At 61.3% G+C, this 18535-nt stretch carries 19 protein-coding genes and 1 tRNA gene; 13 read left to right on the top strand and 7 right to left on the bottom strand.

The window, feature by feature from the left end; all coding sequences use genetic code 11:
* Positions 1-90 precede the first annotated feature (90 nt).
* The 6 genes from WM94_RS20420 to hemA form a co-directional block, all read right to left on the bottom strand.
* Positions 91-609 carry an acyloxyacyl hydrolase gene (locus WM94_RS20420; RefSeq protein ID WP_039613794.1) on the bottom strand — a complete coding sequence of 173 codons (519 nt, stop codon included), beginning with the start codon at positions 607-609 and terminating at the stop codon, positions 91-93.
* Between the two features lie 100 nt (positions 610-709).
* Entirely contained in the window at positions 710-1507 is a 798-nt protein-coding gene (gene murI / locus WM94_RS20415) for a glutamate racemase (RefSeq protein WP_061551994.1), read from the bottom strand.
* Positions 1500-2255 (bottom strand): molybdopterin-synthase adenylyltransferase MoeB, encoded by a 756-nt coding sequence (locus tag WM94_RS20410; RefSeq protein WP_013970911.1) that lies wholly within the window; start codon positions 2253-2255, stop codon positions 1500-1502. Before WM94_RS20410 ends, murI begins: the two co-directional genes overlap by 8 nt.
* The gene (prmC, locus tag WM94_RS20405) at positions 2249-3079 is read right to left on the bottom strand and encodes a peptide chain release factor N(5)-glutamine methyltransferase (RefSeq protein ID WP_013970910.1); all 831 of its coding nucleotides are present in this window, start codon (positions 3077-3079) and stop codon (positions 2249-2251) included. The genes WM94_RS20410 and prmC overlap by 7 nt, the downstream gene beginning before the upstream one ends.
* On the bottom strand, positions 3079-4161 hold the full coding sequence (gene prfA / locus WM94_RS20400; RefSeq protein WP_013970909.1) for a peptide chain release factor 1: 1083 nt from the start codon (positions 4159-4161) through the stop codon (positions 3079-3081). Before prfA ends, prmC begins: the two co-directional genes overlap by 1 nt.
* Complete coding sequence (gene hemA / locus WM94_RS20395) at positions 4158-5435, bottom strand: glutamyl-tRNA reductase (RefSeq protein ID WP_015268942.1); 1278 nt, start codon at positions 5433-5435, stop codon at positions 4158-4160. Before hemA ends, prfA begins: the two co-directional genes overlap by 4 nt.
* Before the next feature lie 798 nt (positions 5436-6233).
* Between hemA and WM94_RS20390 the strand changes: the two genes are divergently transcribed.
* The 3 genes from WM94_RS20390 to WM94_RS20380 are packed head-to-tail and all read left to right on the top strand — an operon-like array spanning position 6234 to position 8065.
* On the top strand, positions 6234-6722 hold the full coding sequence (locus WM94_RS20390; RefSeq protein ID WP_061551993.1) for a type VI secretion system tube protein Hcp: 489 nt from the start codon (positions 6234-6236) through the stop codon (positions 6720-6722).
* Between the two features lie 9 nt (positions 6723-6731).
* Positions 6732-7709: a hypothetical protein gene (locus WM94_RS20385; RefSeq protein ID WP_061551992.1), complete on the top strand. Its 978-nt coding sequence runs from the start codon at positions 6732-6734 to the stop codon at positions 7707-7709.
* Positions 7706-8065 carry a hypothetical protein gene (locus WM94_RS20380; RefSeq protein WP_061551991.1) on the top strand — a complete coding sequence of 120 codons (360 nt, stop codon included), beginning with the start codon at positions 7706-7708 and terminating at the stop codon, positions 8063-8065. Before WM94_RS20385 ends, WM94_RS20380 begins: the two co-directional genes overlap by 4 nt.
* 59 nt (positions 8066-8124) lie before the next feature.
* On the opposite strand, the gene WM94_RS20375 is transcribed toward WM94_RS20380, so the two are convergent.
* The gene (locus WM94_RS20375; RefSeq protein WP_015268938.1) at positions 8125-8349 is read right to left on the bottom strand and encodes a hypothetical protein; all 225 of its coding nucleotides are present in this window, start codon (positions 8347-8349) and stop codon (positions 8125-8127) included.
* Positions 8350-8573: 224 nt separating this feature from the next.
* On the opposite strand from WM94_RS20375, the gene WM94_RS29415 reads away from it, so the two are divergent.
* The 10 genes from WM94_RS29415 (at position 8574) to WM94_RS20330 (ending at position 18500) form a co-directional block, all read left to right on the top strand.
* A complete protein-coding gene (locus WM94_RS29415; protein ID WP_177342419.1) occupies positions 8574-8954 on the top strand; it encodes a hypothetical protein in 381 nt (126 codons plus the stop codon).
* Between the two features lie 546 nt (positions 8955-9500).
* Positions 9501-11222, top strand: coding sequence for a tetratricopeptide repeat protein (locus tag WM94_RS20370; RefSeq protein WP_015268937.1), 1722 nt, complete (start codon positions 9501-9503; stop codon positions 11220-11222).
* A gap of 4 nt (positions 11223-11226) precedes the next feature.
* Positions 11227-11844, top strand: a complete 618-nt coding sequence (lolB, locus tag WM94_RS20365) for a lipoprotein insertase outer membrane protein LolB (protein WP_013970898.1) — start codon at positions 11227-11229, stop codon at positions 11842-11844.
* 3 nt (positions 11845-11847) lie between these two features.
* Positions 11848-12708: a 4-(cytidine 5'-diphospho)-2-C-methyl-D-erythritol kinase gene (gene ispE / locus WM94_RS20360; RefSeq protein WP_061551990.1), complete on the top strand. Its 861-nt coding sequence runs from the start codon at positions 11848-11850 to the stop codon at positions 12706-12708.
* A gap of 20 nt (positions 12709-12728) precedes the next feature.
* Positions 12729-12803, top strand: a tRNA-Gln gene (locus tag WM94_RS20355).
* A 47-nt stretch (positions 12804-12850) separates the two neighbouring features.
* On the top strand, positions 12851-13792 hold the full coding sequence (locus WM94_RS20350) for a ribose-phosphate pyrophosphokinase (RefSeq protein WP_003247410.1): 942 nt from the start codon (positions 12851-12853) through the stop codon (positions 13790-13792).
* A gap of 121 nt (positions 13793-13913) precedes the next feature.
* On the top strand, positions 13914-14507 hold the full coding sequence (locus WM94_RS20345; protein WP_013970896.1) for a 50S ribosomal protein L25/general stress protein Ctc: 594 nt from the start codon (positions 13914-13916) through the stop codon (positions 14505-14507).
* A 79-nt stretch (positions 14508-14586) separates the two neighbouring features.
* Complete coding sequence (pth, locus tag WM94_RS20340; protein WP_008099045.1) at positions 14587-15171, top strand: aminoacyl-tRNA hydrolase; 585 nt, start codon at positions 14587-14589, stop codon at positions 15169-15171.
* Between the two features lie 24 nt (positions 15172-15195).
* On the top strand, positions 15196-16296 hold the full coding sequence (gene ychF / locus WM94_RS20335; RefSeq protein WP_013970895.1) for a redox-regulated ATPase YchF: 1101 nt from the start codon (positions 15196-15198) through the stop codon (positions 16294-16296).
* A 491-nt stretch (positions 16297-16787) separates the two neighbouring features.
* Positions 16788-18500 (top strand): SulP family inorganic anion transporter, encoded by a 1713-nt coding sequence (locus WM94_RS20330; RefSeq protein ID WP_061551989.1) that lies wholly within the window; start codon positions 16788-16790, stop codon positions 18498-18500.
* Positions 18501-18535: the final 35 nt, after the last annotated feature.

The raw sequence follows: 18535 nt of genomic DNA, 5'->3' as shown, positions 1-18535 counted from the left end.
GTTGCTCCCCCAGGTACCTCATAGATCTCAAGCTATGTAAGCCCCCCTGTGGGAGCGGGTTCACCCGCGAAGAGGCCGGCAGAGGAGAGCTCAGAGCGCCATGCGGTAATGCAGGCTATAGCTCTCCACCCCATCGTTGGGCTGCTTGATGCCCGCGTTGGAATAGTGAATCGCCCGCACGCCGATCTCATGCCCACCGGCAAAGCGCAATCCAAAGCCGATGCGGTCCTCGAACTGGAATGCCGAGCCCAGCTCGTTGTCTTCCAGCTCGGTGCTGGAGAATGCCGCCACGCCAATCCCAGCCTCTATATAAGGCTTCACCGACTCCCCGGCAAACTCGTAGACGAACACCGGCGCGAACGACAGGCTATGGTTGCTCGCGGTCTCGTCACCATCCCAATAGGTGTAGGCCCCATCCCAGTACCCCGTCAGGCGCCCGACGCTGGTCTGCCACCAGCTCGCTTCCCAATTCGATTGCAGCCCCAACCGGTAGACCATGGTCGAGTCACCGGTCTGCCCCACCGAAAACGAAACGTCGGCAGCCTGCGCCGACAGTGAGTGCCCCAGGGTGAAGACGGCAGCCGCCGCCAAGCCGAGCAGCTTCTTCATGAGCAACATCCTTCTTTGCTGTTATTGGTATCCGCCTCATTTCAGGCAAGGCGGTAGAAACCGGCAGCGGTACGATAGTTCAGCTTCTTTCACGTTTTTTTCACAATGAAAAGCTTTGCACACTGTCCGACTTATGCCACAGCAAAGGCAGGATCTTTCTGAGAGATTGCGGATCGGCACTGGTCCAGAAGCGGGTATCCCTGGCCGGCCCATCGGCCAACAGGTCATCCGCGCCCAGCAGCCGCTGCAGTTGGCGCGCCACTGCGGCACCGGTGTCGATGATGGCAACGTCGGCTGGCACCATGCCGGCCAGCAACGGGCGCAGGAAGGGGTAATGGGTGCAACCGAGAATCAACGTGTCACAGCCAGCGGCCAGCAACGGCTGCACATAACCTTGCAGCAACTGGCGCAGCACCGGGCTGGCCAGGTCACCGGTCTCGATCAGATCGACCAGGCCCGGGCAAGGTTGGGTGATGACCTGTACGTCATTGGCAAAACGATCGAGCAAGGCAGCGAACTTGGCACTCTGCAGGGTACCGGTAGTGGCCAGCACACCGACCACGCCAGAGCGCGTAGCGGCGGCAGCGGGCTTCACCGCCGGCTCCATGCCCACCAGCGGCCAGTTCGGGTACAACTCGCGCAGGTCGGCCACCGCCGCCACCGTGGCGGTATTGCAGGCCAGTACCATGGCCTTGGCGCCCTGTTCATGGAAGAACGCAGCAATGCGCCGGAGACGCTCACGGATATAGTCCGGCGACTTCTCGCCGTAGGGTATGTGGCCGCAATCGCCCACGTACAGTAGCGTCTCGTTGGGCAGCAGGCGCTGGATCTCGGCGAGTACCGACAAGCCGCCAACCCCGGAGTCCATCACGCCGACCGGCGCCGATCGCTCAGCCATCGCGCTTACCACAGACCGCACAAGCCGGGTCGCGCTTGACCCGCAATTCGCGGATACGAGTGCCGAGAGCATCGATCAACAGCAGGCGGCCGACCAGCGGCTCGCCGAACCCGGCCAGCAGCTTCATCGCCTCCAGCGCCTGCAGGCTGCCTACCAGGCCCACCAATGGGCCGATCACGCCGGCTTCGCTGCAGGTCAGTTCGGCTTCGCTGCCATGGCCATACAGGCAGTGGTAGCAAGGGCTGTAGTCACGCCGTGGGTCGAATACCGACAACTGTCCTTCCAGGCGGATCGCCGCACCGCTGACCAGCGGCTTGCCAGCCGCGACGCAGGCAGCGTTGACCGCCTCGCGGGTACCGAAATTGTCAGAGCAGTCCAGCACCAGGTCGACCGCTGCCACAGCGGCCGCCAGCGAGTCCTCGTCCAGAGCCTGGCGATGGGCAACCAGGCTGATTTCCGGGTTGATTGCCTGCAGGCGCTGCAGGGCCGAATCGACCTTGCTCATGCCCACGCTCGCACTGTCGTGGATCACCTGGCGTTGCAGGTTGGTCAGGTCGACGGTGTCAAAGTCCGCCAGGTGCAGCTCACCGACCCCGGCGGCGGCCAGGTACAAGGCGACGGGCGAGCCAAGGCCGCCGAGCCCGACGATCAGCGCCTTGCTCTGCTTGAGCCGCAACTGGCCGTCGATGTCGATCTGGGCCAGCAAAACCTGCCGGCTGTAACGCAGCAGTTCCTGATCACTCAGCATGGCAGGCGCCCCAGGGTAATGCGTTCATGGCCGCCCAGGTCCGTGCGGCTGGCGACCTCGATGAAGCCTTGTTCAGCCAGCAAGGCGCGCACCGCCGCTGCCTGATCGTAGCCGTGTTCCAGCAGTAACCAGCCACCCGGTACCAGGTGCGCGGGCGCCTGGGCAGCTATCACGCGCAGGTCGTCCAGGCCATCGGCACCGGCCACCAGCGCACTGCTGGGCTCGAAGCGTACATCACCGGCGACCAAATGCGGGTCTGCGGCAGCGATGTAGGGCGGGTTGCTGACAATCAGGTCGAAACGCTCGCCGGCCAGACTGTCGAACCAGTGGCTGAGCCGTACCTGGGCGTTTGCCAGGCCCAGCCGCTGGCGGTTGCGCTCAGCCAGGGCTGCAGCCTCCTCCACGCGGTCCACTGCGGTCACCTGCCAGGCCGGGCGATCGCTGGCCAGGGCCAAGGCAATCGCGCCGGTGCCGGTGCCCAGGTCAAGGACCTTGGCCGGCGTGGCGGGTTGCAGTTCAAGGGCAGCTTCGACCAGCAGCTCGGTATCCGGCCGCGGGATCAGGGTATGCGGTGCCACTTCCAGATCGATCTTCCAGAAGCCCTGCAGCCCGAGAATGTAGGCGACCGGTTCGCCGCCACGGCGGCGCTGCAGGTAGCCAGCATAGGTCTCGGCATCTTCGCTGCTGACGATTCGCTCGGGCCAGGTGTGCAGGTAGCTGCGCGATTTGCCGATGGCCGCGGCCAACAGCAACTCGGCATCCAGCCGCTCGGTAGGCGACTCTGGCAACTGCGCGTTGCGCAGCAGGCTGGCGATGATGGTCATCAGTCCCCCAGAGCGGCCAGTTGATCGGCCTGGTATTCGGCCAGCAGCGGTTCGATCACCGCCTCCACCCCGCCGGCGAGGATATCGTCCAGCGAGTACAGGGTCAGGTTGATACGGTGATCGGTCACCCGCCCCTGTGGATAATTGTACGTACGGATGCGCTCGGAACGGTCACCCGAGCCGACCAGCAGCTTGCGCTCGGTGGCGATGGCATTCTGCGCGGCGCTGGTCTGCATGTCGTTGAGCTTGGCCGACAGCCAGGACATGGCACGGGCACGGTTCTTGTGCTGCGAGCGCTCTTCCTGGCACTCGACCACGATACCGGTGGGCAAGTGGGTGATACGGATCGCCGAGTCGGTCTTGTTGACGTGCTGGCCGCCGGCACCGGATGCGCGGTAGGTGTCCACGCGCAGGTCGGCCGGGTTGATCTCGATGGCCGCCTGCTCGTCCGGCTCGGGCAGTACTGCCACGGTGCACGCGGAGGTGTGGATACGGCCCTGGGATTCGGTTTCGGGCACGCGCTGTACGCGGTGCGCGCCGGACTCGAACTTGAGCTTGCCGTACACGCTCTCACCCTCGACGCGGGCGATGATTTCCTTGTAGCCGCCGTGCTCGCCTTCGTTCTCCGAGAGGATTTCCAGGCGCCAGCCACGCTTTTCGGCGTAGCGCGAATACATGCGGAACAGGTCGCCGGAGAAGATCGCCGCCTCGTCGCCACCGGTGCCGGCGCGGATTTCGAGGAACACGTTGCGGCCGTCGTTGGGGTCCTTGGGCAACAGCATGCGTTGCAGCTGCGACTCCAGCGTCAGCAGTTGTTCCTTGGCTTCACGCACTTCTTCCACGGCCATTTCGCGCAGGTCCGGGTCACTGTCCTTGAGCAGCGCCTGGGCACCTTCGAGGTCGTCCTGGACTTTGCGCCACTCTTTATAAGCAGCGTAGACCGGCTCGACTTCGGCGTATTCACGGGAATAGGCGCGAAAGCGCGTCTGGTCGGAAATGACCTCGGCATCACCAAGCAGAGCGGTGAGTTCTTCGAAGCGGTCCTGGAGGATTTCCAGTTTGTTCAGCAGCGACGCTTTCATTGCGGGGATTTGTCCGTCGAGCCCTCGTTGAGGGCAAAGAGTTCCTGGGCCATGGCCAGCGCATCGAGGCGGCCCTCGGCCGAGAGCCTTTTCAATTGCACGCTGGGCGCGTGCAGGAGTTTGTTGGTCAGCCCCCGGGCCAGTTGGGCCAGTACGTCTTCGGGGTTGCCGCCGTTGGCCAGCAGCCGCTGGGCCTTTTGCAGTTCTTCGTCGCGCAGGCGCTCGCATTGCTGGCGATAGGCCTTGAGCACATCCACCGCGGCCAGCTCGCGCAGGCGCAGCATGAAGTCCTCTGCCCCCACCGACACCAGCTCTTCGGCGGCCTGGGCCGCGCCCTGGCGACTTTTGAGGTTTTCTGCCACAACGTCGTGCAGGTCATCGACAGTGTACAGGTAGACGTCATCCAGTTCGCCGACTTCGGTTTCGATATCGCGCGGTACGGCAATGTCGACCATGAAAATCGGCTTGTGCCGGCGCTGCTTCAGCGCGCTCTCGACCGCACCCTTGCCAAGGATCGGTAACTGGCTGGCAGTGGAACTGATGACGATATCGCTGTTGGCCAGTTCCTGTGGGATGTCGGCCAGCAGAACCGCGTGCGCACCGAACTGTTCGGCCAGGATGCTGGCCCGCTCGAGGGTACGGTTGGCCACGACGATACGGCGCACGCCCTGCTCATGCAGGTGGCGGGCGACCAGGGTGATGGTTTCGCCGGCACCGATCAGCAGTGCCTGGCTGCGGCCCAGGTCGCTGAAGATCTGCTTGGCCAGGCTGACCGCGGCAAACGCCACCGACACCGGGTTTTCGCCGATGGCGGTGTCGGTGCGCACCTGCTTGGCAGCGCTGAAAGTGGCCTGGAACAGGCGCCCAAGCAACGGGCCGACGGTGCCAGCCTCACGCGCCACGGCGTAGGCGGACTTCATCTGGCCGAGGATCTGCGGTTCGCCGAGCACCAGCGAGTCCAGGCCGGAGGCCACCCGCATCATGTGCTTCACCGCCTCGTGCTCTTCGTGCACGTAGGCGCTGGCGCGCAGCTCGTCCAGGCTGAGGCGGTGGTAGTCGGCGAGCCATTGCAGCACCACATCGGCGGACAGGTGGTCCTGCTCGATATAGAGCTCGCTACGGTTGCAGGTCGACAGAATCGCCGCTTCGCGGCTGGATGTCAGCCGGCAGAGCTGCTGCAGGGCGTCTACCAGCTGCTCTGGGGTAAACGCCACGCGCTCGCGTACGTCTACCGAGGCAGTCTTATGGTTGATACCAAGTGCAAGAAAGGCCATGCAAGGTCGCTGGTTGTGACGGGAAGCCGATAATTGTCCTCTTTCGCAGGTTTCAGGACAACCACCGTTCGCTATTGCGCTGATAGCGCTGCGGCTATCGCCGGCTCCAGGCCAGCATCAGCGGCAACTTCAGCTCATAACCCCCGCTTTTGATCTTGATCTTCGCAGGGCCGGAGTTAGGGAGCCCCGGAGCGCAGGGGCCGGATGATGGGAGCGCTGTACGGGCGAAAAGGTGAGTATGCTTCGCCATCGTAAATGGACTGGGCTTTTTGGATGTGGGTATTCGCATCGAGTAGACATTCATTCGCGATGGTGGCGCCAAGTCACCTTTCCGCCCTTACGGCGGGTCCCTTTTTGTCGTGGCAAAAAGGAACCAAAAACCGTCGGCTCCCATCATCCGGCCCCTACGCTTCGCTCCGGGGTACCCTCGCTATGGGCCTGCTCCCGAGAGTACGCGCTGCAGGCCCCATCCATGGGGCCTCAGCGCTTGACGGGCATCCATGCCCGTCACCTCCCTCCGCAGTCCCTTCGCTCGGCCTCCTGAAGTCGCACTATGCGGCGCCTGAACTACCGCGTGCTTAGAAGCAAGAACCAGAACCATCGGCTCGACATCTCCTTAGTTAATTAAACCGACCAGGTCGAGAGGACTCTTGACATATCTCTACAAGACTTATCCACAGTCTTGTAGTCCTTTTCCCAAATACATGCCCAGCTGTTGCTCCACCCTCTTTCCGCGCCTAGCCTTGACGCCGCTACATCGATATTCCTCACCCACATGATGACCAAGGAGCGGTAGATATGGCTTTGGACGCGTATTTGAAAATCGACGATATCCCAGGCGAAGCCTTGGACGAGAAGTACGGCAAGTGGATTGAAGTCACCGGTTATGATTTCGGTGTAAGCCAAAGCACCTCTGCCACTGCAAGCTCGGCAGGGGGTGCCACTTCGGGGCGCACCGAAGTGAGCCATTTCACTTTTACCAAGTTTCTCGACAGCGCCAGCTGTAAACTCATGGAGGCCAGTTGCGCGGGGCAGCATCTCAAGGAAGTCAAACTCGCGCTGTGCCGCGCGGGCGGTGACAAGCTGAAGTACTACGAGATCATCCTAGAAGAAGTGATCATTGCCGATTACGCCCAGAGCGCCGCCGACGGCGTGCCTATCGAGGTGGTTCGCCTCGATTACGGCAGAATCAAGACCACCTATACCCTGCAGAAGCGCATCGACGGCTCGGGCGGCGGCAACATTGCCGGTGGTTGGGACCGGATCGGCAACAAGAAGTACGCGTGAGGTATCGCCATGTACGAAGCCCGCGCTTTCATCAACCCCAGGATGCAGAACTATCACACCCTCAAGGCCGGCCTTGCGCTTGGCGGGCATGCCGCAAGCAAGTTCGACATCCTGAATGCACACATTTACAACAGCGTGGTCAGAAGCGGCGAACTGGTGATCGTCGGCGACTGGTCTACACCTTCGTGTACCAGTCAGGAGGCTTATCTGATGTCTCAGGCCTCCATCACGCATATGGGGCTGATGCGCAGTGGCCAGGGGGCTGATGAGTTTTTTCTGGATAATTTCGAGTTGCTGAAGAGCTTGCTTGCCCATGCTTCACTGGGCGCAGGCGTGGTCAGCGATGGCTGGAGCAGGCATCTGAAGGCCATTCAGGACACGTTGCTGGAGATCGAGAAATTGCACAGAGAACATCTGGGTTCAGGGACGCTCAAGAACCGTGACCAGTTTTATGCCAAGCGTGCAGCACTGTTCTCGAAGCTTGACGAACAGTTGGGCAAACTGGCGGCGTTCGGCTCGGGTTTGCGCAACAAGGGATCGATTAAAAGGACACTGGCCATATCCACGAAACGCTATTTGCACACCGGTGAGGTTGCAGGGTATGCGGATAAGGTTGCCGGGGTAGGCAAGGCTGCCAGTTTGATAAAAAAAGGTACTTACATTGGCATAGCGCTTGATGTCGCAGCAACGGGCCTGGCGATTCGCCAAGCCTGTATGCTCGGCAGAGAAGATGAGTGCACGCGTGCAAAATTTCTCAATGGTGCGTCATTAGCCGGTGGTCTGACCGGCAGCGGCATAGGTGGATACATAGGAGGGACCATTGTTGCGCCCTTTGTATGTGCGGCTCTGGGAGTAGGGACGGCCGGTCTGGGGTCAATTACCTGCGCAGTCATTGGTGCTGCCGCAGGGGGGAAGCTAGGCGGTGACTTCGGAGGAGAAAAAGGCGAGGTGCTTGGTGACTTCCTATATCGAGAGTTCTCGCAATGATCAATATGGAACCGGGTCTGATCGCACTTATTCTCATCACCTCAATCGCAATCGCGATTACTGTCCAAATTTACGTTGCACATAAATACACCGAGCACTTTGAGTCTTTCTTACCCACCTCTCGTATCGTATCTGACAACATAAAAAACTATAAGCATGCTGGACTAATAGGAAAACTGGTAAGAACTGGTCAAATTGCAACACTACTGGCCACACCCAAAATCTTCACTTACAGGGGCGCAGCAGATATCGAGGAAGTACAAAAATTTCCGCGCCGTGAAAGGCTTGTCTTGGTCAACCTCTGGGCTATTCACATCATATTATTCCTTGCACTCGTGCTGTCTCACTATCTATGACCCAATGGAGATACAACTTCGTATTCTGTTCAAGGACAAAGTTCTCCCGCAGCAATCGATCATTGGAAACTCAAGGCCGGCACTCGACGCGTGGCAAGGACTTGCAAACGACTGAGATTGTGGGGTGTGCAGTTAAGATCATAGGTGTGGTCAGGGCTGCCAACCTGATCAAAAAAGACACCTATATAGGTATTGCGCTGGAAGTCGCCGCGACGGGTCTTGAAATCCATAAAGCCTGCACCGCTGGCCGCGACAATGAGTGTAGAAAAGCTAAATACGTCCATGGATCTTCCTTGACAGGCAGTGTCGCCGTGGGAGGGATAGCAACAAGCTACGGCGGTGCTATTGCCACTAATATTTGTCTCGCTCTTGGCGTGCCCACAGTCGGTACAGGCGTACTTGTCTGCGCTGTTATTGGTGGGGCTGCGGGAGCCACAGGAGGAAGCATGCTTGGCGGTGCTGTAGGGGAAGCGCTCGGCGAAGTATTGTATGAAAAGGTAGGCAGCGAATGAGCACTGAAGCGGGTATTGTTGCATTTATAATTTTGGCCGCCATGACCGTCACGCTTTGCGTATCGTTCTACATATCAATCTATCATCTTGACAGGATCGAATCACTACTACCGAATAGCGCATTCGTGAGCGGGAATAAAAAAACCTTTTCACAAGCAGGCCTAATTGGAAAGGTAATGCGCACACTCTCAATATCAATACTACTAACAGTGCCAAAAATATATGCGCGAAAAAGCTTGGTTGACCTTGATGAGGTCACGAACTTCCCTATACGCATGAAGCGCACCCTGATCGTCTTAGGGGCTATGCACCCAACACTTATCGGAGCACTTATTTTATTTCGCATTTGGTTGCGCCCCCTTGGGCCTATTCCGTGACATCGGACGCCAAGAGGCTGGCTGTTGAGACATCAGCCCTAAGCTTTTTGCTTTCAGGTGTAGGCATTCACATCGAGTAGACATTCATTCGCGATAGTGGCGCCACGTCACCTTGACGCCCTTACGGCGGAACCCTTTTTGTCGTGGCAAAATGGAACCAAAAACCGTCGGCTCCCATCATCCGGCCCCTACGCTTCGCTCCGGGGCACCCTCGCTATGGGCCTGCTCCCGAGAGTACGCGCTGCAGGCCCCATCCATGGGGCCTCAGCGCTTGACGGGCATCCATGCCCGTCACCTCCCTCCGCAGTCCCTTCGCTCGGCCTCCTGAAGTCGCAATCTGCGGCGCCTGAACTATCGCGCGCTCAGAAGCAAGAGCAAGAGCAAAAATTCTGTGTTCTGGGCGCCGTGGCAGGCTCTGCGGCGAACCGCGCGGGCACAGCGCGGTCTGCATAAGCGAAGCGCAGCTTCATACCTTCGCAGGTGGGTTTGCCCCCGCGCTTGTGTCATCATGCTCCGACCGCCGGTGAGTCCTTTTTAAAGCCTTCTATGAACAAACCATACGCATTGCTGCTTGCCTTCGCCCTGCTCCAGGGCTGCCAGAGCCTGGCCCCGCAAAAGGCCGAGCCTCCCGTCGCCGAGGCCGACAAGAGCGAGGCGGAAAAACCCGTGGTGTATGGCTCGTTCAAGCAGGACACGCTCTACAGCCTGCTGGTGGCCGAACTGGCCGGCCAGCGCAACCGCTTCGACATCGCCCTGGCCAACTACACCGACCAGGCCGCGAAAACCCAAGACCCGGGGGTTTCCGAGCGCGCCTACCGCATTGCCGAATACCTCGGCGCCGACGAACCGGCACTGGACAACGCCCTGGTATGGGCCCGCAACGACCCGCAGAACCTCGACGCCCAGCGCGCCGCCGCCATCCAGCTGGCCCGCGCCGGCCGCTATGACGACTCCATGACTTACATGGAAAAGGTCCTGCAGGGCCAGGGCGACACCCATTTCGATTTCCTCGCCCTGTCCGCCGCCGAAACCGACCAGAGCACCCGCGACGGCTTGCTGCAAAGCTTCGAACGCCTGCTGGTGAAGTACCCGGACAACAGCCAGCTGGTGTTCGGCAAGGCCCTGCTGCTGAACCAGGACGGCAAGGCCGAAGAAGCCTTGGAGTTGCTCGAATCGCACCCGCCGCAAAACGGCGAAGTCGCCCCGGTCCTGCTGCGCGCGCGCCTGCTGCAAGCCCTGGACCGCGGCCCGGAGGCCCTGCCACTGCTGCGCGGGGCGATTCGCGACAACCCGGACGACAAGCGCCTGCGCCTGACCTACGCGCGCACCCTGGTCGAACAGGACCGCATCGCCGATGCCAAGGGCGAGTTCCTCAGCCTGGTCCAGCAATACCCCGAGGACGACGAGCTGCGCTATTCGCTGGCGCTGGTGTGCCTGGAAAACAAGGACTGGGATGAAGCCGAGGGCTACCTGCAGGAGCTGATCGAACGCGACAGCAACGTCGACGCCGCGCACCTGAACCTGGGCCGCATCCGCGAAGAGCGCCACGACCCTGCAGGCGCCCTGCGTGAATACGCCCTGGTCGGCCCGGGCCCCGACTACCTGCCGGCGCAGCTGCGCCAGGCCGACATCCTGATTGCCAACGGCCGTGGTACCGAAGCCTCGCGCCTGCTCGCCGATGCCCGCGAATCCCAGCCGGACTACGCCATACAGTTGTTCCTGATCGAATCGGAAAGCTACAGCAACAACAACAAGGACGCCCAGGCCAGCCAGGTGCTGCAGCAAGCCATCCAGCGCTACCCGGACGACCTCAACCTGCTGTACACCCGTGCCATGCTGGCGGAAAAGCGTGACGACCTGCCGCAGATGGAAAAAGACCTGCGCGCCATCATCGCCCGCGAGCCGGAAAACGCCATGGCCCTGAACGCCCTCGGCTACACCCTGGCCGACCGCACCACCCGCTACAGCGAAGCCAAGGCGCTGATCGACAAGGCCCATCAGCTGACCCCGGATGACCCGGCGGTGCTCGACAGCCTGGGTTGGGTCAATTACCGCCTGGGCAACCTCGACGAGGCTGAAACCTACCTGCGCAAGGCTTTTGCCAGCTTCCCAGACCACGAAGTGGCCGCCCACCTGGGCGAAGTGCTATGGGCCAACGGCAAACGCCGCGAAGCCCGCCAGGTCTGGGCCAAGGGCTTCGAAGCCCAGGCCGACAGCCCCATCCTGCGCAAGACCATTCTGCGCCTGACCGGATCCGAGACTCTCTAACGCCATGTTCCTGCGCCATTGCATTACCTTCACCCTGATCGCCCTGCTGGCCGGCTGTGCCGGCTTCGGTAGCCGCGAGGCCCTGCAGGGCCACGGCGACCCGCAGCAGTGGCGCGCCCATAAAGAGCAACTGAGCAGCCTCGATGGCTGGCAGATCAACGGCAAGGTCGGCATCCGTGCCCCGCGCGACTCCGGCAGCGGCACGCTGTTCTGGCTGCAACGCCAGGACTACTACGACATTCGCCTGGCCGGCCCGCTGGGCCGTGGCGCCGCTCGCCTGACCGGCCGCCCCGGCGGCGTGGTACTGGAAGTGGCCAACCAGGGCCGCTACGAGGCCCTCAGCCCCGAAGCCCTGCTGGAAGAACAACTGGGCTGGCAGTTGCCGGTCTCACACCTGGTCTGGTGGGTCCGCGGCCTGCCAGCCCCCGACAGCAAGAGCAAGCTGACCCTGGACGGCGACAGCCGCCTGGCCAGCCTCGACCAGGACGGCTGGCAGGTGCAATACCTGAGCTACACGGAACAGAACGGCTACTGGCTGCCCGAGCGTATGAAGCTGCACGGCAAGGACCTCGACGTGACACTGGTGGTCAAGGACTGGCAACCCCGCCAGCTGGGGCACTGATACATGCAGACCCTCACCCTGCCCGCTCCGGCCAAGCTCAACCTGTGGCTGCACATCATCGGCCGCCGTGCGGACGGCTATCACGAGCTGGAAACCGTGTTCCAGTTTCTCGATCACGGCGACGAACTGAGCTTCGCCGTGCGTGACGACGGCGTGATCCGCCTGCACACCGAGATCGAAGCAGTGCCGCATGACAGCAACCTGATCGTGCGTGCCGCGCGCAAGCTGCAGGAACAATCCGGCACGACGATGGGCGCCGACATCTGGCTGACCAAGGTGCTGCCCATGGGCGGCGGCATCGGCGGTGGCAGCTCGGATGCCGCCACTACCCTGTTGGCCCTCGCCCACCTGTGGCAACTGGACTGGGACGAAGACCGCCTGGCCGCACTAGGCCTGAGCCTGGGCGCCGACGTACCGGTATTCGTGCGCGGCCACGCGGCATTCGCCCAGGGCGTGGGTGAACAATTGACCCCGGTCGACCCGGAAGAGCCGTGGTATGTCGTGCTTGTGCCGCAAGTGTCTGTCAGCACAGTAGAAATTTTTTCACATCCACAGTTGACACGTGATTCGCTCCCCCTTAAGATGCGCCCCGTTCCCGAGGGAAACAGTCGAAATGACTGCCAACCGGTGGTAGAGCAGAGTTACCCGGAAGTTCGCAATGCGTTGAATTCACTGGGTAAATTCACTGAGGCTCGACTGACCGGTACTGGAAGTTGTGTGTTTGGGGCCTTCCCAAGCAAAGCCGAAGCTGATAAAGTTCTGGCCCTTCTTTCAGCGACCCAAACAGGGTTTGTGGCGAAAGGAAGCAACGTTTCGATGTTGCATCGCAAGCTGCAAAGTCTGGTCAAGAAGTCGAGCGCATAAGCGTTCGCAGCAACAGATACAGGGGCGTCGCCAAGCGGTAAGGCAGCAGGTTTTGATCCTGCCATGCGTTGGTTCGAATCCAGCCGCCCCTGCCATTTTCCTTATACTCATCCAGGTTACCCTCAGCCTTCAGGTACTGCGCGTGTCCAAGATGATGGTCTTTACGGGGAACGCCAACCCCGATCTGGCTCGGCGTGTCGTACGTCAGCTGCATATCCCTCTCGGTGACGTTTCTGTCGGTAAGTTCTCCGACGGCGAGATCAGCACTGAGATCAATGAGAATGTCCGCGGTAAAGACGTCTTCATTATTCAGCCGACCTGTGCCCCGACCAACGATAACCTGATGGAACTGGTAGTGATGGCCGACGCCTTCCGCCGCTCCTCAGCATCCCGAATCACCGCCGTGATTCCTTACTTCGGATACGCCCGCCAGGACCGCCGTCCGCGTTCGGCACGTGTAGCCATCAGCGCCAAAGTCGTCGCTGACATGCTCACTGTCGTAGGTATCGACCGTGTACTCACCGTCGACCTGCACGCTGACCAGATCCAGGGTTTCTTCGATATCCCGGTCGACAACATCTACGGCTCGCCCGTACTGGTCGACGATATCGAGGACCAGCGTTTCGAGAACCTGATGATCGTCTCCCCGGACATCGGTGGTGTCGTGCGCGCACGTGCCGTCGCCAAGTCCCTGGGCGTCGACCTGGGTATCATCGACAAGCGCCGCGAGAAGGCTAACCACTCCGAGGTGATGCACATCATCGGCGACGTCGAAGGGCGCACCTGCATCCTGGTAGACGACATGGTCGACACCGCCGGCACCCTGTGCCACGCGGCCAAAGCCCTGAAAGAACACGGCGCTGCCAAGGTTTACGCCTACTGCACGCACCCTGTCCTGTCGGGCCGCGCGATCGAGAACATCGAGAAGTCGGTACTGGACGAGCTGGTGGTGACCAACACCGTTCCGCTGTCCGCCGCTGCTCAAGCCTGTGACCGTATCCGCCAGCTGGATATCGCACCGGTTGTCGCTGAAGCGGTCCGCCGCATCAGCAACGAAGAATCGATCAGCGCGATGTTCCGCTAAGCGGAACACACGCTGACGAAAAGCGCCCCGCCCCAACACTGGTTGTTGGGGCGGGGCTTTTTTGCCATCCCCGTTGGCGCTGGTCGCAAACGCCCTCGGGGGGCTATTTTGGAGAAACAAAATGACCGAATTCACTCTGAACGCCCAAGCGCGTACTGACCTGGGGAAAGGTGCGAGCCGCCGCCTGCGTCACTCCGCGAACATCCCAGCCGTTGTCTACGGTGGTAACCAGGACGCCCAGTCCCTGACCATCCTGGCCAAGGAAATCACCAAGCTGTTCGAAAACGAGGCTGCCTTCAGCCACGTTCTGGAACTGAACGTCGACGGCGCCAAGCAAAACGTCGTGGTCAAGGCTCTGCAGCGCCACCCGGCCAAAGGCTTCATCATGCACGCCGACTTCGTTCGCGTCGTTGCTGGCCAGAAACTGACCGCCAAGGTACCGGTTCACTTCATCAACGAAGAAGCCCCGGTCAAGAAAGGCGGCGAGATCTCCCACGTAGAAGCCGAGATCGAAGTTTCCTGCGAAGCCAAAGACCTGCCTGAGTTCATCGAAGTCGACCTGGCCAACGCTGAAATCGGCACCATCATCCACCTGTCGGACCTGAAAGCTCCGAAAGGCGTAGAGTTCGTAGCTCTGGCCCACGGTGATGACAAAGCTGTTGCCAACGTTCACGCTCCACGCGTTGCTCCAGAAGCAGAAGGCGCTGCCGAGTAATCCACTCGCACGCCGGCGTTGATCGGGTTACAGTGCCGCGCGCCCTGTAACCCACCAACTCCAAGGAAGAGCCCCTGACGTGACCGCCATCCAGTTGATCGTCGGCCTGGGTAACCCCGGCCCCGAATACGAACAGACCCGGCATAACGCAGGGGCTCTTTTCGTTGAACGCATTGCCAGCGCCCAGCGCGTCTCGTTGACCGCTGACCGCAAATATTTCGGCCTGACGGCTAAGTTCAGCCATCAGGGCAACGACGTTCGTCTGCTCATCCCCACCACCTACATGAACCGTAGCGGCCAGTCCGTGGCGGCCTTGGCCAATTTCTTCCGCATCAAGCCGGAAGCGATCCTGGTGGCGCATGACGAACTCGACCTGCCCCCGGGCGTCGCCAAGCTCAAGCGCGGCGGTGGCCATGGTGGGCACAACGGCCTGCGCGACATCATCGCGCAGCTCGGCAACCAGAACGACTTCCACCGCCTGCGGCTTGGCATCGGCCACCCGGGCGACGCCAAACTGGTCTCCAACTTCGTCCTGGGCCGCGCGCCGCGCGCCGAGCAGGAGAAGCTCGACGCCAGCATCGATTTTGCCCTCGGCGTGCTGCCGGACGTGCTTGCCGGCGACTTCGCCAAGGCGATGCGCGAGCTGCACAGCCAGAAGGCCTGATTTCCTTTAGAGAGGGGAATACCCATGGGTTTCAATTGCGGCATCGTCGGCCTGCCCAACGTCGGCAAGTCCACCCTGTTCAACGCCCTGACCAAGTCTGGCATCGCGGCGGAGAACTTCCCCTTCTGCACCATCGAGCCTAACAGCGGCATCGTGCCGATGCCCGATGCGCGCTTGAATGCCTTGGCTGAGATCGTCAAGCCAAACCGCATCCTGCCGACCACCATGGAGTTCGTCGACATCGCCGGCCTGGTGGCTGGTGCCTCGAAGGGCGAAGGCCTGGGCAACAAGTTCCTCGCCAACATCCGCGAGACCGACGCCATTGCCCACGTGGTGCGCTGCTTCGAAGACGAGAACGTGATCCACGTTTCCAACAGCGTCGACCCCAAGCGTGACATCGAGATCATCGACCTCGAGCTGATCTTCGCCGACCTCGACAGCTGCGAGAAGCAGCTGCAGAAGGTTGCCCGCAACGCCAAGGGCGGCGACAAGGAAGCCCTGGCGCAGAAGGCCATCCTCGAACAGCTGATCCCGCACTTCACCGAAGGCAAGCCTGCGCGCAGCCTGATGAAGAACATGAGCGCCGAAGACAAGGCGGTCATCCGCGGCTTCCACCTGCTGACCAGCAAGCCGGTCATGTACATCGCCAACGTGGCTGAAGACGGCTTCGACAACAACCCGCACCTGGACGTGGTCAAGGCCATCGCCGAGGAAGAAGGCGCGGTAGTGGTGCCGGTATGCAACAAGATCGAAGCGGAAATCGCCGAACTGGAAGACGGTGAAGAGAAGGATATGTTCCTCGAGGCCCTGGGCCTGGAAGAGCCTGGCCTGAACCGTGTTATCCGCGCCGGTTATGAGCTGCTGAACCTGCAGACCTACTTCACTGCCGGCGTGCAGGAAGTACGCGCCTGGACCGTACGCGTCGGCGCCACCGCACCACAGGCCGCTGGCGTGATCCACACCGACTTCGAAAAAGGTTTCATCCGCGCTGAAGTGGTGGCCTATGACGACTTCATCCAGTTCAAGGGTGAGAGCGGTGCCAAGGAAGCCGGTAAATGGCGTTTGGAAGGCAAGGACTACATCGTCAAGGACGGTGACGTTATGCACTTCCGCTTCAACGTCTAAGCGCCAGACTGCAGTACCTACGAACCCCTTGAGGCCAACGCCTCAAGGGGTTTTGTTTTTTCTGATCATGCACACGCCCTTCAGGAGCAGCCCCAACAATATTTGCAACGCCGCTGAAATCAGGGGCTGCTTTGCAGCCCTTTCGCGGCACAAGGCCGCTCCTACAACGGAACGCGTCGCCTGAACCAATGCATTCCCCTGTGGGAGATTACCCAGCCCTTTGCGCTGTCGCGCAGAGAACAAATATCGCTCGTCTGACGCGGCCTTTGTAGGAGCAGCCTTGTGCTGCGAAGAGGCCGGTACAAGCAACAGACAGGCTTTGTCAGTACCGGCCTCTTCGCAGCACAAGGCTGCTCCTACAGAACCTCACCGAACCAATGAGTCATGTGTTGTTCTATGAGAGCGGCCTTGTGTCGCGAAAGGGCCGCAGAGCGGCCCCGGAATTCAGCATCTAAGCTGTGATTCAGCACCCTCCCCTGGACGCACGCCCCATGCCCGAAAAACCCCGCTTCGACTGGCAACGCTGGTTACCCGGCCTGGTCACCCTGCTCCACTACCAACCCGCCTGGCTGCCCAAAGACATCGCCGCCGGCCTGGTGCTCACCACCATGCTGGTGCCGGTGGGTATCGCTTATGCCGAAGCTTCCGGCGTACCTGGCATCTACGGCCTGTACGCCACCATCATTCCGCTGCTGGCCTACGCCCTGTTCGGCCCCAGCCGCATCCTGGTGCTGGGCCCGGACTCGGCGCTGGCCGCGCCGATCCTGGCAGTGGTGGTGCAGTACGCCGCCAGCGACCCGCAACGGGCAATCGCCATCGCCAGCATGATGGCCCTGGTCGCCGGGGCGTTCTGTGTGATCGCCGGTTTGCTGCGCCTGGGCTTCATCACCGAACTGCTGTCCAAGCCGATCCGCTATGGCTACATGAACGGCATCGCCCTCACGGTGCTGATCAGCCAGTTGCCCAAACTGTTCGGGCTGTCGGTCGACAGCCAGGGCCCGCTGCGGGATACCTGGAACCTGATCCAGGCATTGCTCGCCGGCCAGGGCCATTGGCCAAGCTTCGTGGTCGGTGGCGGTAGCCTGGCGCTGATCCTGCTGCTCAAGCCGTTCAAGCGTTTGCCGGGCATTCTCATTGCTGTGGTGCTGGCCACGCTGGCGGTGAGCCTGCTGGGGCTCGACCAGCAAGGCGTGAAAGTGCTCGGCGAACTGCCCCAGGGGCTACCCAGCTTCGTGTTCCCCTGGGTCAGTGATATCGACCTGGTGGAGGTGCTGCTCGGCGGCATCGCAGTAGCGCTGGTGTCGTTCGCCGATACCAGTGTGCTGTCACGTTCATACGCCGCGCGCATGAAGGCCCCGGTCAACCCCAACCAGGAAATGTTCGGCCTGGGTGTGGCCAACCTGGCCTCGGGGCTGTTCCAGGGCATCCCCATCAGCAGCAGCTCATCGCGCACCCCCGTGGCCGAAGCGGCCGGCTCGCAGACTCAGCTCACCGGTATTATCGGCGCGCTGGCGGTGACCCTGTTGCTGCTGGTGGCGCCCAACCTGATGCAACACCTGCCCAACAGCGCCCTGGCGGCAGTGGTGATTGCCGCAGCATTGGGCCTGTTCGAGTTCGCCGACCTCAAGCGCATCTTCCGCATGCAGCAATGGGAATTCTGGCTGTCATTCACTTGCTTCGTCGGCGTAGCGGTATTCGGGGCCATTCCCGGTATCTGCATTGCCGTGGCTATATCGGTGATCGAATTCCTGTGGGACGGCTGGCGGCCGCATCACGCGGTGCTGGGACGGGTGGATGGCACCCGCGGTTACCATGATGTGCAGCGTTATCCACAGGCCCGACGCATTCCGGGGCTGGTGCTGCTGCGTTGGGATGCCCCGCTGTTCTTTGCCAATGCCGAACAGTTCCAGAGCACGGTGATGGCGGCGGTGGATGCATCGCCTACCCCGGTACAACGGCTGGTGATCGCGGCAGAGCCGGTGACCAGCATCGATATCACCTCGGCGGACATGCTGGCCGAGCTGGACCGGGCGCTGGAGGCGCGGGGGGTGGAGTTGCAGTTTGCCGAGATGAAGGACCCGGTAAAGGACAAGATGCGGCAGTTCGAGTTGTTCGAGCATATGGGGGAGTCGGTGTTTCATCCCACTGTTGGGGCCGCGGTGGATGCCTACCTGGAAGAGAGTGGGGTTGACTGGAAGCCCTAGGTTTTCCTGGGCTGGCCTCTTCGCGGGTAAACCCG

The sequence above is a fragment of the Pseudomonas sp. ABFPK genome, from assembly GCF_001586765.1.
Classification (GTDB): Bacteria; Pseudomonadota; Gammaproteobacteria; order Pseudomonadales; family Pseudomonadaceae; genus Aquipseudomonas; species Aquipseudomonas asiatica.
Note: the sequence above shows the minus strand (reverse complement) of the source record. Positions and strands in the feature narration are given on the sequence as shown.